This is a genomic window from Glutamicibacter sp. AGC84 (assembly GCF_053543575.1).
This window is the reverse complement of sequence record NZ_JBLVOC010000001.1, coordinates 123,328-138,064: the sequence shown is the minus strand read 5'-3', so window position 1 is coordinate 138,064 and position 14,737 is coordinate 123,328. Positions and strand designations below refer to the sequence as shown.

The 14,737-nt window shown below is 59.5% G+C and carries 10 protein-coding genes; 4 read left to right on the top strand and 6 right to left on the bottom strand.

What is annotated here, in order from left to right; translation table 11 throughout:
* Positions 1-54 precede the first annotated feature (54 nt).
* A complete protein-coding gene (locus tag ACNPN0_RS00670; protein ID WP_448937324.1) occupies positions 55-399 on the top strand; it encodes a DUF6176 family protein in 345 nt (114 codons plus the stop codon).
* A 73-nt stretch (positions 400-472) separates the two neighbouring features.
* On the opposite strand, the gene ACNPN0_RS00665 is transcribed toward ACNPN0_RS00670, so the two are convergent.
* The 3 genes from ACNPN0_RS00665 to ACNPN0_RS00655 are packed head-to-tail and all read right to left on the bottom strand — an operon-like array spanning position 473 to position 5,946.
* On the bottom strand, positions 473-3,799 hold the full coding sequence (locus ACNPN0_RS00665) for an ATP-binding protein (protein WP_332502923.1): 3,327 nt from the start codon (positions 3,797-3,799) through the stop codon (positions 473-475).
* Positions 3,800-3,802: 3 nt separating this feature from the next.
* Positions 3,803-4,489: a DUF4194 domain-containing protein gene (locus ACNPN0_RS00660; RefSeq protein WP_448937325.1), complete on the bottom strand. Its 687-nt coding sequence runs from the start codon at positions 4,487-4,489 to the stop codon at positions 3,803-3,805.
* Positions 4,486-5,946: a DUF3375 domain-containing protein gene (locus ACNPN0_RS00655; protein ID WP_105661626.1), complete on the bottom strand. Its 1,461-nt coding sequence runs from the start codon at positions 5,944-5,946 to the stop codon at positions 4,486-4,488. Before ACNPN0_RS00655 ends, ACNPN0_RS00660 begins: the two co-directional genes overlap by 4 nt.
* Before the next feature lie 227 nt (positions 5,947-6,173).
* On the opposite strand from ACNPN0_RS00655, the gene ACNPN0_RS00650 reads away from it, so the two are divergent.
* Positions 6,174-7,430 carry a polysaccharide deacetylase family protein gene (locus ACNPN0_RS00650; RefSeq protein ID WP_448938826.1) on the top strand — a complete coding sequence of 419 codons (1,257 nt, stop codon included), beginning with the start codon at positions 6,174-6,176 and terminating at the stop codon, positions 7,428-7,430.
* A gap of 21 nt (positions 7,431-7,451) precedes the next feature.
* Here the strand turns inward: ACNPN0_RS00650 and ACNPN0_RS00645 are convergent, their stop codons facing one another.
* Both ACNPN0_RS00645 and ACNPN0_RS00640 read right to left on the bottom strand, forming a co-directional pair.
* Positions 7,452-10,907: a TM0106 family RecB-like putative nuclease gene (locus ACNPN0_RS00645; RefSeq protein WP_448937327.1), complete on the bottom strand. Its 3,456-nt coding sequence runs from the start codon at positions 10,905-10,907 to the stop codon at positions 7,452-7,454.
* A gap of 77 nt (positions 10,908-10,984) precedes the next feature.
* The gene (locus tag ACNPN0_RS00640) at positions 10,985-11,305 is read right to left on the bottom strand and encodes a hypothetical protein (protein ID WP_105661629.1); all 321 of its coding nucleotides are present in this window, start codon (positions 11,303-11,305) and stop codon (positions 10,985-10,987) included.
* A gap of 157 nt (positions 11,306-11,462) precedes the next feature.
* On the opposite strand from ACNPN0_RS00640, the gene ACNPN0_RS00635 reads away from it, so the two are divergent.
* A complete protein-coding gene (locus ACNPN0_RS00635; RefSeq protein ID WP_448937328.1) occupies positions 11,463-12,182 on the top strand; it encodes a M50 family metallopeptidase in 720 nt (239 codons plus the stop codon).
* Here the strand turns inward: ACNPN0_RS00635 and ACNPN0_RS00630 are convergent.
* Positions 12,174-13,307, bottom strand: a complete 1,134-nt coding sequence (locus ACNPN0_RS00630) for a YihY/virulence factor BrkB family protein (RefSeq protein WP_166650682.1) — start codon at positions 13,305-13,307, stop codon at positions 12,174-12,176. The two genes, ACNPN0_RS00635 and ACNPN0_RS00630, sit on opposite strands and share 9 nt — an antisense overlap.
* Positions 13,308-13,971: 664 nt before the next feature.
* On the opposite strand from ACNPN0_RS00630, the gene ACNPN0_RS00625 reads away from it, so the two are divergent.
* The gene (locus ACNPN0_RS00625; protein ID WP_105657352.1) at positions 13,972-14,697 is read left to right on the top strand and encodes a LysM peptidoglycan-binding domain-containing protein; all 726 of its coding nucleotides are present in this window, start codon (positions 13,972-13,974) and stop codon (positions 14,695-14,697) included.
* Positions 14,698-14,737 lie beyond the last annotated feature (40 nt).

Sequence of the window (14,737 nt, the reverse complement as noted above, 5' to 3'; positions counted from 1 at the left end):
TTTCAGGACCACTGTCTTTTCCGCAGGTGCGGCTCAAGCCCATAGGCTGTAGACATGAAAATTGAACTCGCTCGATTCCGAGTTCTGCCAGGCAAATCAGCGCTAGCTAATGAATGGCTGGAATTCCTGAACAGCAATATGCCCGCGGTGCTTGAAACCCTGGAAGGCGAAAAGATGTACGTGGAGACGATCTTCAGCGAAACCCTGGATGGTGTCGACTACCTCTACTGGTACAGCATCCAAGGCGAGGGCGGTGCCGCGGTGCAGGACTCTGCACATGAAATCGACAAGGTGCACCTCAGGTATTGGAAGCAGTGCATCGATCCAGGCTTCGCACCCCAAGAGCTGTCCCCGCGGGTGGTCATGATCCCTGATCGCGTGCAGCGCAGCATGGTCTAGAGGCGAAGCACCAAGGCACGAGGTCCAGAACTCGCTATGGCGAATTCTGGACCTCGTGCCTTGTTCTGGATGTTCAGCTGCGCAGGGTAATCGTCGTGGCCATGGCCGGGGAACGGCCGGTGGTCACGAAGCCTGAGATATTGGAGCCAGGGTGCTTGATGATATCCGTGATGGATCCCAGATGGCGGCTCAAATCGATCTTGTCCTCGGGGGCCGCGAGCACCAGATGGAAACCGAACTCCTGCAACGCGCGTATGCCTGCCGCTGCATATTCGGAGTTGGCTTGAATGAACGCCTCGTCGATCATCACCGTGCCGTAGGAAGTGAACCCGGCTGAAGCGAAGCCCAACTGGTAGGCCAGGGCAGCACCCATGATGAAGGATGTGAAGCGCTGGCCTTCGCCGCCGGAGAGCGTCCCGGGTTCCAAGCCGGTCTCAATCTCCCCATTGGGCTTGTGCTCATTGCAGCTGATCATCACATGCTGGCGGACATCGAGCACGGTCGAACGCCATGAAGCCATCGCCGGGTCGCTGAGTGCGGTAACCAGTGCCTCCAGCGCTTGGTAGGAGCTGGCCAAGGTGGATTCGTCCTTGGTGGTGTAAGCCTCCTGCAATGCGTCCTTCAGGTCCTTGCGGAAGGTACCGGCCTCAACTGGAATCGCATTTACTGCTTCCAGGCGAAGGACCGACCCATGCTCGAAAGTCACCTCTGCCAGAATTTGGTTCAGCGGCTTGATGCGTTCGGAGATCATCCGGCGCTCTTCATCCAGCAACTGCAAGAGGTCGCTGAAGCGTTCATAGGAACGGTTCGCGAAGTATTCGCGGAACTGCGCCTCATGGTGCGGCAGGCCATCGGCCACGATCTGGTCGTGCAGCTGCGCGTAGTGCTCAGCTGCTTCAGCGGTGGTGCCATGGGTTTGCGCGTGCGAGGTGCCGAATTCACGGGCAAAACGACGGAAGGTTTCGCTCAGCGCGCCACCGATTTCCTGTCGCTGCGACTGCAAGGAATTGACCTGGCTGCCCAGCTGGAGCTTGACCTCGGCAAAGGCTTCGCTGATTTGTTCACTGGCAGGGCAGTTCCCTGCAATCACTTGCTGGAGAACCGGGCCAAGCAGCTGATGCTGGCGCAGCGCGGACGGGATGCTCTGCTCCCATCCGGTCCCCAAATCATCGCTGGTGGACAGGATCTGCTGCGCACGCTGCACCTGCAAGCCAAGATCTGCAATGCGTGAACGAACCAGTGCGAGGTCCCCGACCAGGGTTTCTGCCTCGGCCTTCGCCGTTTCGATTTGCTGGCGAACCCGGGAGGAGTCCCCGGACAATGCCAAGGCATCGCCGAGCTTCTGCTCGCTGCGGCGCAACGCTTCCAGTGCCTCGGACGCGTCGAACTGGCCAAAAGTCCGCTCATCGGCAATGAGGGCCTGCAAGAGCTGGGTTTTGGCCACGATCTTGTTCTTCGCCGCACTGCGTTCATCGGCAGCCTGGTGGGCCTGGACGATTTTCTCATCCAGCCGTGCCGCCTTGGACTGCAACTCGGCGATCTTCGACTCGTTGGTGAAGCCCAGCAGGTACTCGGAAGCAGGCAACGTGCGGGTATCGCGCTCGAAGCTTCCGGTTCCGGATTTGATGGTGCCGGCCGGGGTTATCGCCTTGGGGTGCACATGCATGGCTGCATCGTTCTCAACACAGGCCAATGGGTAGTCGGCGGTGATCTTCGCCTTCAGCCAGGTTCCGGCTTCGCCGGGCGCGAAGTCCAGCTTGGCCACCAGGTCTGCCGGGCCGGCTTCAGCGGTGCGCGGCGGCTGCGAAATGTCGCTCCACCGCACGCGGCCCAAGCCGTCGAGTTGATCAATGGCGTGGGTGACTTGGGTGAGCAGCTCCCCGGGAACCAGCAGCGTGCGGGCCAAGGAGTGCAAGGCCTTTTCAGCGGCCAAACGCCAGGTACCGGCATCGGCCGAAACATCCATGAGCTCGCCAGCGAAGGGAAGCTGTTCTTCCTTGAGCGAGCAGGCCGAAGCGATGGCTCGTCGGGCGGCTATCGAACGGTCATCGATATTGCTGGCCCGGCGCTGGTAGGAGCGGATCTGGTCAGCCAACGTTTCTGCGCGCTTGCGCAGGTTGACCAAGGTGGCCATGGCCTCGTACTCAACGGTCTGGGCATCATGCGTAATCGAGCTGAGCTGCTGCAAGGTACGTGCCGCGTTGGCCCGCAGCTCATCCAGGCCGGTGGCTGAGAATTCGAAGGCCAAGCCAGCATCCGAGGCCTGCTGCTGCAGGGTCCGGATGATGTTCTCCTTCTCGCTCAATGCCTTGCGAGCCACATCGGCCTCGCGCTCCAGCAGCATCAGGGAAGCAGAGCCCGCAGAGTCGTGGGCAGCCTCCAGCGACGCCAGCTGGTCATCGAGCTTTTCCTTGCGCTGCCGCAGCTCGGCCTCTTCGGCCTTGAGCTTGGCCAGTTCCGTTTCGTGGGAGTTCAGGTCATTGCGCAGCACCAGCTGGCGGACCTGGGTTTCCAGGGTGTGCACGTCGCTTTCCAGCAATTGCCGGGCGGTGGCGATCTGTCCAGCCAAGGAACGGTAGGCCTGATCCTGCTCCGGCACCTGCGCGAGCACGTCACGCTGGGCGCGGGCGGTATCCAGCTGGCGGTAGATGCCACGCAAATGGGCAAAGTCTTCCACTGCTGCGGACGCGGCCTTCAACGTGGCTGGTTCTTCCAGCACTTCGTGGCGGAAGAACTGGTTGACGCCCTTGGCCAGGCCCTTGCCATTTTGCAAGGTGCGCAACAGGGCAAAGGCCTTGTCGCTTTCGACGCCTAAACGGCGGCGCAATCGCTCAATGAACGCCTTGTGGGTATCGAATGCCTCGCTCGGTGCCAGGGCCTTGGACAGCGAGGACACGGTGAAGCGGCGCGGGCCGTGGTTTTCCAGCTCCGCAATATTGACCTTGCCTTCGCACAACAGATAGTGCTTGGAGACTTGTCCTTCCAGGCCGGCATCGGGCAGATCGAAGACCGCGCCGGCTGTAACGGTGTTGCCCATGCCATCGTCGTAGCTGAGCACGATGGCGCTCCACGTCGCGCCGGGGCGCTGGTAGACAGTGCCGGCGCTGGTTTTGAACTTGCGCCCGCGCATGTAGGAGAACGTGGTGCGGCGGTCCTCGCGGGTGGCCGCGTCATTGGCCGATTCGTTCAGGCGGGGCGTTGCAAAGAAGACGTGGCCCATCGCATCGAACAAGGTGGATTTGCCCACGCCCGGATGGCCGGTGACCAAGGTGCCGGCGCGGTCCACGGCCAGATCATGCAAGCCGTGGAAGGTTCCCCAGTTAACTATTTGTACCCGGCTCAGACGATGCTGGCCTGGGTTGAGTGCCCCGCCCAGCGGGAGAGTCATTTCAATGCTCATCGGTTACTCCTGCACCAACTCGGGGGTCTGCTCTGCGAGCTCATCAGCTTCTTCGGCTCCCAGGCTGAAAGCTGGATCATTAGCGTCGATTGCCGCGATGTAGCGTGGTATGTCCTGGATATTGGTGATCGGCAGCGCCATCGCCAGGGCCGGGGAAATGCGGAACTCGTTCTCCAGCTCGGTGCCGGTGAGCAAGCGCAAAGCCTGCAGGCGGGTGACCGCAGCATCGCAGGATTCGGCAAAGCGCTTGTCATCGCGGTCTGAGGTCTGGCGGTGCTCGGCCAGGATCTCGTGCATGCCCGCACGCGAAATCACGGCATCGCTGCCGCTGCCTGAATGCTGTTCGAGCAACAGCCGCAGCCGCAGGGCGAGCAGGGTTTCATCACGCTTCAGCGGACGGCGCGGAGCGATAGGAGAGGTGTGGACCTGTTCAATCTGGACGGGGGCAAGCATGGCGATCTTGCGGTCCATGTCCAGCTGCAGTGCCAAGAAGATCTCGGAGAAGTAATCGCTGATGCTCTGCTGCTGGTCCAGCAGCAGCTGCCAAGCCGAGGCATCGATGGACCCATCAAGGTACGGGCCGCGCAACAACCGGACCAGCAGCTGGCGCAGCGGCAGCGGGAACTTCCCGGTGTCGCCCTCGAACAATGGTTCGGTGATCGGTGCGGCGTATGAATCGCTCTTGGTCATAGCGGCTCCTTCGTAAAGCTTAACGCGGGCAGGATTGCGGTTCGCATCGAACCATCGAGTTGCTGGAAATGGATGCTGAGCAGATCGCTCTCGTTCAGCGATTCGCCATTGGTGCGCCCGATTTCCACGAGGGCACGAATGGAATTCAAGTGCCGTTGCTCGGCATCCAAGGATTCGAAGACTTCATCCAACCGGATCGAGCCGGAACTGGACTGGCCCAGATGCCGGGTGATCGATGCACGCAGCAATGGCATGTCCGCCTGGGGCGTCGAGGGATTACGCACAATGTCGGCTTCGCTGAATTCTGGCGCTTGAGCCAGCGGAGGCGGAGCCACATGCTCGGAGGGGTCGTAGATTCCAAGACCGGAAAGGGTGACGAACTGCGGAGCGAAGAGCTCCATCGGGGCCAAGCCGCTGCGGGGTTTCAGGCTCGTGGACTTGCTGATCGCCAGTTCAGCTTCGCGGACCGCTTGGCGCAATAGCTCGGCCTGCTTGTAGTCCTCGGACTGCACGAATGCGTGCAGGGATTCAGAGAGCTTGCCATAGGAGGCATGGACTTCAGCTGCCTGGCGGCGCAATTCACGCAATAGGTTAGTGAGGATCTGGCGTTCGGGCGTCTCCAGGTCATCTACGAAGTCGCGGTCCAGGACTTCGGCCAATGCGGCGCGGAAACGCTGCTGCGCTTCCGGGGAGTTCAGGAATTCAGTGAATCCGCTGAAGGTTTCGCCTTCGGCAGTGGAACGCAACTGACGGTCAGCTTCAAGAACCTGGCCCACAGCTACGCCCTTGGCTGTGGAGGCATCCAGAATGCCTTCACGCAATGAATGGAGCATATCCTGGACGCCGTCGCGCATGCGTCGGAAATCTGCTGGCAAACTCGATGCCAGATCGAGTACGGAACGAGTTGCCGACAAGGCGGTCGTGCGAGAAAGCACCGCCGGGTCATCCCCGCTGCGCAGCTGGTCGATTTGGGCTTGGCGCAGCGCGATCTGGGATTCGAGGGCACGGATACGTGCTTCGGGATCCGGATCGGTTTCGTGGGCCAGCGATTCCAGGGAAGAGAGCAACGTGTTCAGGCGCGACGAGTTCAAATGCGAATCGTCGGTGGAAAAATCCGCCAGGTAGCGCAGGGTGCGCAGGGTCTGCGCACTGGGTTCATACACGAAGCGCCCATCAATCAGCGGACGAGCCAGAATTCCCTGTTTGACCCATGTTTCGGCGAAATCCTGAGCCGAATACGAGGCGGGAATCTGGTCATCGCTCTTTCGCGCTTGCTTCAGGAAGGAATCCAAGGAGGCATGGAAAAGTTCCAATGCGATCCGTGAACGGTCTGCGGTGAACTCTGCGCGGATGAAGGCCACAGCCCACGGCTGGGCGGTCAGAAGCCGATACGCTGCCGAGCTTTTGAACTGCTGGGACTGAAGCCACAAACTATTCGCGCGGTGCGAGGGCTGCATGTACTTCCTTGATCTTTGGGACGCCTAACCAATCAATTCTAAATCATTGGACTCCTTCCAAAATGTGAGCTCCCTAAAAGCTGAATGTTAGACATCGCTCAAGTTCGGTAATTCATCCTGAAAGGGTGTTGCCTCAAGCGCTACCTGTGTAGGGTCGAAATAACCAGATGACAACTCGTTTTCTTCCGGCCTGGCGGGCACGGTAGAGGTCACGGAGGTCGCAGCCATTGAAGAACCCACGATTGGTGATTTCGCTCGGGTTGGCGCTGGGCCTTGCCGGGTGCAGTGCTGCACAGGAGCCGCCAACGCGGGCCCCGGATCCTGCTGCCGTTGAAAAGGCTGAGCAGGAAGAAGCACGAGTGGACGGCGTGAGAGCCGAGATCAACCGGCTAGCTGACGGATACGACTATGACGCGGCGATTAAACTTGCCAAGAAAGACAGCGCCGAACAACTGAACCAGATGGCCAGCGGCCTAGAGGAAGAGAAAGGGCAGGTTTCAGCTTGGGAAGAGCCGAACAACATACCTCACCTGTTCTTCCACTCGCTGATTGTCGATCCCGGCAGGGCCTTTGACGAAGGCAGCAGTTCGCAGGGGTACGCCGACTACATGGTGACCCAGAAGGAATTTGCAGCCATCCTCGACGAGCTGTATGCGCGTGATTATGTCCTGGTCAGCCCGGAAGATTTCGCCTCGCTCGACGGCCAGGGGCAGATGGAGTATCGGGATATCATGCTGCCCCAGGGCAAGAAGCCAGTGGTGCTGTCCATCGATGACCTGAGCTATTACGAATACATGGAAGGTGATGGCTTCGCCAGCAAACTGGTGCTGGATAAGGACGGCAAGGTCCGCAACGAATACGTCGATGCGGAGGGAAAAACGCAGGTTGGCGCTTTTGACGTGACCACGATGGTCGATGACTTCATAGCGGAACATCCCGATTTCACGTATCGGGACGCTCGCGGCCTGATCGCAATGACCGGATACAACGGGGCATTCGGCTACCGCACCTCTGCCAGCCAGTATCCCCAGAGCAAGACTCTGGAAGCTGACCAGAAGAAGGCTGCGGAGATCGCAGAAGCGATGAAGAACAGCGGTTGGGTTTTCGCGTCCCATTCGTGGGGACACATTGCCACTGGGACGGTCAGCATGGATCGGCTCAAGCGGGACACCAAACTGTGGAAAGCCGAAGTGGAACCGATCGTGGGAAAAACCGGGCACTACATCTATCCTTTTGGATCGGATATTGCCCGGACCCAGCGTTACGCGGGGGACCGGTACCAGTTCTTCAAGGACCAGGGGTTCGGTTACTTCTACGGCGTTGACGGTACGACTCGCACATGGATGCAGCAGGGTGATGAGTACCAGCGGCAGATGCGCATCAATGTGGATGGGTTGCAGTTCGCCAAGGAACTGCGCGGTGACCGGCCAGTCCTGGGAAGTTTCGTCAAAGTCGAGGATGTGATTGACCCGGCGCGCGAATGACCGGGCCAATCCATCATCAAGCTACAAAGCCATGAAGGCACCGAGCTGCGAGAGCGCCGATGGGTTGGAAGGCAGATAATCGGTGAGCCTTTCGCTGCGCACGATGATGGCCTTCCATTGGCCGCGGGAAATCGCAACGTTGATGCGATTGCGGTTAAGCAGGAATTCGATGCCACGCGATGCATCGGTGGCGCTGGAACATGCCATGGTCATCAGCACAACTGGTGCTTCCTGTCCCTGGAACTTGTCAACCGTTCCCACCTTGACCGCCGATAGCCCTTCAGCTTCGAGGACATCGCGCACCAGATTTACCTGGGCATTGTAGGCAGCAACTACCAGGATGTCAGCGGCGCCCAATGGACGGGCAGGCATGCCTGCCCCCGGACTCCACATCATCCCCAGATGCTCGCGGACCAATCGGACAATAGCCCCGGCTTCTTCGGCGCTGCTGACCGTGTTGCCTCGATGTTCAACGAAGACCGTCTCGACCCCGGCCGGTGTGCCTTCGAGCTGCCGCAACCCGGCGGCGTCTGCCGAGAACAGCTGGTGGTCATAGCTCAATGCCGAAACCTTGGCGCAAAGCGCTGGATGCATTCGCCATGAAGCTGCCAGGAAGTACCCCAATTCGGCTGGCAGCACTGGTTCGCCGCCGGAAAGCCAGCCGAGCGCCGATTCGTCCACCGGCTGAGGATGAGTGCCCTGGGTGACCTGGGGCAACTGCTGGGGATCACCGAGCAGCAGCAAATTGCGGGCTGCTCGTGAAACCGCCAAGGTATTGGCCAGTGAGAACTGCCCGGCCTCATCGATCACCAGCAAATCCAGGCTATCTGCGGGAACCTTCGAACCGGTCAGCGTCCAGGCAGTACCGCCAATGAGCCCGCCGCCCGATGCGTGGAGAACTTCAGTCAAGGAATCCTTGGACGTGCCAGCCCAGGGGACCGGATCATCGTGCTTGACTTCCTTGGCTACTGCCTCGGGATCGACCCCGGCCTCCACCGCTTTCCGCAGGACGTTTTCAACCACTGCATGGGACTGGGCAACCACGCCAATCTTCCATCCGTAATCAACGAGTTCACGGATCACATGCGAAGCGACGAAGGTCTTGCCGGTCCCCGGAGGGCCTTGTACCGCAAGGTAGGAATTATCAAGATCCTTCAACGTCTCGACCACGGCAGGATAGATCTGCACCTGTCCATCAACCACGGCTGGATCCACCGGTGCCGCAAGGGTTTTCAGGCGTGGCGGAATCCGCCGCAGGATGTCGATGCCCGGCCGTTCCGGAAGCACCGGTACGGTGGAGCCCACCCGCTGGGCGATCTCCTTGAGCGCTGCATCGATGCTCATCGTCGCCAACGGCTTATCCGGAGCCAATGCGCATGGATGGGCACCGTAGGCAGGGATCTTGACGCTGGTTTTCTCCGCAATGGTAATCCAGCCCGGACCGAGCTCGACTACGGTGGCGTTGAATGCGCCGCCGCGCACGGAGTCGTCAACGGCCATGCCTTCAGGCAACGGAGCATCAAACATGGCGAACACTGATGAGCCGGGGGAGAGCAGGGATCCTTCCGCCAAGGTTCCCTGCAATCTCGTCACGCGCGTAGAGGTGCGCGCCCGAGGGGTGGCCTTATGCCAATCCTCGAGTACTTCCGCAGTGTCCACAATGAACACTCCCCGGGCGTCGCTCCAATCATCCATTGGCGCGGACAAGCGGTCGAAGTGTTCCCACCAGAACTGCTTCTTTTCACGCCGGTTATAACCGGTCGCAGCGGCGACCATCGCGATCGCGCGGTCATCGTTGCTCAGCGCGTGGGCGTGGGGAAGCTGCGCAAGGTAGTTTTGCAGCCGAAGCTCTTCGGCGGTGGGCTCGTATTCGTCTGCGGCCGGGCCTGGCTCAGGCATATCCGGCAGGGTGCCAGGCGCCTCATCGCTGAGCGAAAGCAGCCAATCCCGCAAGCGCAAAGTGGAAAGGCAGTCGTACTCGTTGTAATCGGCAATCGACTCGAGGATCGCTTCAGCGGCCCCGTCGTTCTTCGAATCCCGCGCCAGCATGTACTGGGCATAGGCGACCACCGATGCTCCGGCATCGGTGACATCCCCGGAGCGAAGGTGCTCTCCCATGTACAACGGTTCAAGCTTCTTGATGGAGTATGAGCGGGTGGAAACCACCAGGGCGTTACGCACGGTCTCGTAGAGATCGACAAGCAGGTTCTCACGCAGCCACTGGTCGACTTCGTCCTCACCGGCAATATGCACCTGCGAGAGCTTGCGCAGGGCAGTTTTCTCATAGGGCGCATAGTGGTAGACCTTCATGCGCGGGAACCGCTGGCGGCGTTCTTCGACATAGGCAATGAAGTCCAGGAAGGCTTGGCGTTCTTCGGCGCGGCTATGCGCCCAGAAGGGTTTGAACACCGGCACCCCGGTGTCATATTCGATGACGCCGAAGAGGTATTCCAGGCCCCAGGAGCCGTCGGAAGGTTCCTGGTAGAGCGGGTCGCCCTCGAAATCGAAGAAGATGTCGCCTTGATCAGGCCGCGGCAGCGAAGAGATCGGGCCTTCGTTCTTCACCCGGTAGGAGACGCCGTGGACCATGCCATCGCTCTGGGCCAGCCCCAGCTGCATTCTGGCCTGCTCCGCGGCACGGTGCAGCGAGGTGCCTGGTCCATCCTCTAGCCCGGCGAGCTGGTCAATGGTGGAAATGCCGCGGGCGCGAAGTTTTTCTCGCTGCACCATGGACATGCCAGCGACCAATAGAAGGTCGCGAGTTTCCTGGGCCTGCTCTTCGCAATAATCGCAACGGCCGCATAAGCGCAGTTCATCGGAGTTCCACCGAACTGGCTGGTTGGCCGCACGGTGTTCCTGCACCATCTTCACGAATCGTTCACGCTGGGCCCGGAAGACTGGCAGCACTTCATCAACCCGATGCACCGAATGCGTCCCGTCGCCGAGGACCAGCGTTGCCGAGGTGGACACGGGGAGCCCTTCTGCCAGCATCTGATCCGCGTAGGCTGCGATCTGGAGCAGGGCGCTGACCCTTGCATGGCGGGCGAGCTTGGTATCCCATACGGCCCAGGTGCCGTCCTCCTGGCGGACCAGGAAGTCGGCAAAGCCAATGAAAGCCCCATCGAAGAAGGTGGCCTGGAAAATGACATCGGCGCCGTTGCGAAGCACGTGCATGGTCGCCTCGTGGGCTGCCCGAAGACCGGCCGCGGACATCTGCGGGCGATCAGTGAATTGCTTGACGCCGGTTCCCGTCGCCGGGTCGTATTCGCCATAGGCAGCTATCAGGTCTTTGAGGACGTTCTGCTCATGGGCGTCGCCGAGCACCGCTGTTCGTTCCAGCATCTCGTCTCGTGCCTTGTCAGGCTTGGGACGCAGGCCGAGTTTCACGTCCAGCAGGTACAGGGACTGGTAATTGCAGTCAACGGAGACTGACAGGTCACTCGCTGAGAAGATGAACGCATCATCTAGAAAGAACACGGGGCCTGGGCCTTTCGTTGACTTGTTTCCTACCTAGTCAACGTAGCACCAGACCCCGACAGATTCGCTGATGCCGCTTAGGACAGCTCGTCTTTGTTCTTCTTGGGGCCGCCAAGAACGAGCGAGAGAATGGCAACGCCGGCAGTCACCGAGTTCACCGCTGGCCACGCACCGATTTTCTTGGCCAGCGGATGCGAAGCGCCGAAGCCTCCGAGATAGGCGCTGATCAAGGCAATGGCTTTAGCGGTTCCAGCATCTTTCTTCCAAAGCAGGAAGGCGCCGGCACCTGCAGCACCGAGCACAACAGCAGCCAGCGGGCGCTTCTTGGTGGCACGACCGGTAGCGTAACCGCCCACTAAACCGGTGGTGGCCAAGGCGGTTGAAACGATGCGAGACATGAGACTCCTCCAGATATACGGCACAGTGTTCCGCTTTGCAGACTATGCCCGTCACCTGTGATGTTTCCCAGAAAGTCGGGAAATGCACTCGCCGGTCACTTTGTGGCCGGTGGGGCTTGCAAGAATGAGTAATACCGAACGCCGATGAGGAGCAGGAATGAATCTAGATATTGCCCAGGCCTGGGAGCGGCTCTCGCAGCCGGTGAACGTGGCCCTGAACCAGTGGCAGTGGCTGATCGTTGCGTTCTTGATCCTGCTATTGGTGGTCCCTCGTCCGGTCTGGCGGATCACCGGCTTGTACTCCACGCTGATTCATGAGCTCGGCCATATCATCGCGGCCTTATTCACGGGCAGATACGTGGCTGGCTTGCGGCTGGGCTGGGATCATTCCGGAGAAGTGCGGAGCATTGGACGGGGCAAGATTTCTGTCATCATCTCCGGGATTTTCGGGTATCCCGCACCGATATGGGTTTCAGCTTTGATGCTGTGGGGCATATCCACGGGCTATTCCGGGCGGGCGCTCGGCATGTACGCGTTGCTGTTCCTGCTGGCGCTGATCTTTGTCCGAAATTGGCCGGCCTTTATTGTGTGCACTATTAGTGCACTCGTGGCATTGGCAGTGGTCTTCTTTGCGCCGGTCGAAGCGTACCTGTATCTGGCTTTGCTTATCGCCGGGTTCTTGCTGCTGGCTGGCCTAAAAGACTTCGTCAAGTTTCTTTCGGTACATGTTTGGAGACGCCACGATATCGCCCAGTCCGATGCGTACCTGATCGCCGAGGCTACCCGGACCTTCGCCTCATTGTGGGTTGTGGTGATTCTTGTTCTGGGTTCCGGCGGCCTGTGGTGGGCACTGCAGAGCTTGTCGGGACTATTCTGAGCCCCTGCGCAGATCGCGTTTAGTTTTCATGCGGCTAGCGGTCCAGGCCGCCACGGCAACCAGCCCCATGGGGAGCAGCTTCGTCTTGCGCTTAGGCTTCGTGGATGGATCCCTCTCCATATCTTGCAGCGGGTCGCCACCGTGCTTGATACGGATTTCCTGGGCCTGGACGAGATCCTTGTATGTTGCCAATTCCTGCTTGGCTACCAAAGTGTCATCACGCAGTGGAAGAAGTACGTCATCTATGGCAGGCATGCCCGTGCGAAGCTGGCGGAGGCGGATGAATTCGATATCCACCAAGGCTCCGAGGAGCAAAGCGATGTTGCTGATCCAGCAAGCAAGAATCAAGATGATCACGCCGCCAATGGTTCCGTAGGTGGCGGAGTAGCTGGCGAACTGCGAAACATAAATACTGAAACCGAATACCGACAGTCCCAGGATCACCAGAGCTGTCAGTGTGCCGGGCGAGAACCAGCGGAATTTCGTTGGCTTGACGTTGGGGGTGAAGTAGTAAAGCAAGGCTAGAACCAGGAGCAGCATAATGAGCATCAATGGCGGCTTGGCGATATTCAGCACGAGCACAAAGCTGTCGCCCATGCCAATAATATTGCCGATTCCGCGGGCGACGGAGCCAGAAGCGAGCAGCAGCACCAGGGTCACGACGGCAACCAGCATGATCAGCACGGTAATCAGGAACATCTGAGGACGGCGCTTCCACTGGGGGCGGCCTTCCGGTGCCCCGTACAGCCGGTTCAACGCGCGGCTGAATGCCGTGACGTATCCAGATGTACTCCACAGCGCGCCGAGTGAACCGGCCAGGATTGCCCAGAACGTTCCGCTAGCTTGGGATGCCAAGCCAGCGAGCAACTGTTCGGCCGTGTCGAGCAATTGCTGGGAGTCGCTACTTGCAGATTGTCCGTTCGGGGCGAGGCTCTGCTCTAGCAGCTCCATAATCCATTTGGTGCCGCTTTCGCTGGCACCGGCCAAAGACAGGAGCGAGATCAATGCCAGTAATCCGGGGAACATGGCAAGAACCATGAAATAGGACAGGGAAGCTGCAACGTCTAGTCCATCGTTGCGAAAGAATTCCCGCAGGGCCCGGGGGTAGCAGGTCAAGGATTCCATGAATCGGTCTTTGCTTGTGCTGCCTCGTACTGGCATTGAGTTCCCCTGTCTGACTGATGAAATCAAACCTACAGCGCTGGCTTCTTGAAACAAATTACCTCATGGCAATTCAGCTGTCCTGTTGCTTGAACGTCGCGGTGTGTCCATCGCCCGGGAGGCCTTGCAGGTGGCAGCGAGGAAAAGGCCGTCTGCCGGAGAAAAATTGCCCCTTCGGATTGCCCGACGCCTTGGGTTTAGGACGCAGCTATTCCAGCTTTGGCGAAGGCGGAATGCAACCTTGAAGGGAGCTGGGCACGGCCCAGAAATGTATTGCAAGCCATATCACAGCGAGCTGGATAATCTCCACTTTTGGAAAGTAACATTTTCGTTGCTTGATATGGGGATCATGGTGATTTTCCGACCCGATTCAAAATTTTTTTCTGGCCAATTGACCTGTATTTACGGGGTTTCTGACCGTTTCCTGAGTTGCGAGGGTGGTGGGTTGGTGCGTTATGGTCATTCATAACGTTTCGATAACACTCGCAGTGTTATGGGGAAACAGGTACTGCCGGGACTTCCAAACCACTCACCAGGGCAGTATTTAATCAAAGTCGAAATGCGACGCTGAGTGGTGCACGAGGATGGTCTAGGAAGACCTGAGCGCGGGAAGAGCAACTGGAGAATCATGATCCAGCAGAAGACCAAGAACTTGATCCGCCGCGGTGGAGCCTCGCTGGCCGCCGTTGCAGTTGCCGGCACCGCAATCGTTGCAGCTTCCGCACCAGCTAATGCCGCAGGCACCTGGGACAAGCTGGCTCAGTGCGAGTCCGGTGGCAACTGGTCCATCAACACCGGCAATGGCTACTACGGTGGCCTGCAGTTCTCGCTGTCCACTTGGAAGGCGTTTGGCGGTTCGGGCATGCCTCACCAGGCTTCGAAGGCCGAGCAGATTCGCGTTGCAACCAAGGTCCAGGCATCCCAGGGTTGGGGCGCATGGCCAGCATGTACCGCAAAGCTGGGCATTAGCGGTTCCCCTTCGGGTTCCGCGACTCCGCAGAAGCAGGCTCCTCAGCAGCAGGCCGCACCAAAGCAGCAGGCCGCACCAAAGCAGCAGGCGGCCCCAAAGCAGCAGGCCGCTCCTAAGCAGCAGGCCGCTCCGGTCCAGAAGCAGGCTCCTAAGCAGCAGGCAGCTCCAAAGCACGCAGCTCCAGCTCCAAAGGCACCAGTGTTCAACATTGACGTGACCGATTCGGGCAAGGACTACACCGTCAAGTCCGGCGATACCTTGGCTAAGGTTGCCGACCAGCTTGGCGTCAAGGACTGGCGTGGCCTGTTCGTCTTGAATGACGACCAGCTGAGCAACCCAGACCTGATCATGGTCGGGCAGACCCTGAACGTTCCAGCGAACTAATTCCGCAGAGCTTCAGATAACCCGCGTCGCGGTTTTTTTT

Excerpts from the sequence above, each read along its gene's own strand:
- ACNPN0_RS00655 (WP_105661626.1), bottom strand. The coding sequence starts at position 5,946 with ATGCAGCCCTCGCACCGCGCGAATAGTTTGTGGCTTCAGTCCCAGCAG.
- ACNPN0_RS00670 (WP_448937324.1), top strand. The coding sequence starts at position 55 with ATGAAAATTGAACTCGCTCGATTCCGAGTTCTGCCAGGCAAATCAGCG.
- ACNPN0_RS00665 (WP_332502923.1), bottom strand. The coding sequence starts at position 3,799 with ATGAGCATTGAAATGACTCTCCCGCTGGGCGGGGCACTCAACCCAGGC.
- ACNPN0_RS00640 (WP_105661629.1), bottom strand. The coding sequence starts at position 11,305 with ATGTCTCGCATCGTTTCAACCGCCTTGGCCACCACCGGTTTAGTGGGC.
- ACNPN0_RS00635 (WP_448937328.1), top strand. The coding sequence starts at position 11,463 with ATGAATCTAGATATTGCCCAGGCCTGGGAGCGGCTCTCGCAGCCGGTG.
- ACNPN0_RS00630 (WP_166650682.1), bottom strand. The coding sequence starts at position 13,307 with ATGGAATCCTTGACCTGCTACCCCCGGGCCCTGCGGGAATTCTTTCGC.
- ACNPN0_RS00625 (WP_105657352.1), top strand. The coding sequence starts at position 13,972 with ATGATCCAGCAGAAGACCAAGAACTTGATCCGCCGCGGTGGAGCCTCG.
- ACNPN0_RS00660 (WP_448937325.1), bottom strand. The coding sequence starts at position 4,489 with ATGACCAAGAGCGATTCATACGCCGCACCGATCACCGAACCATTGTTC.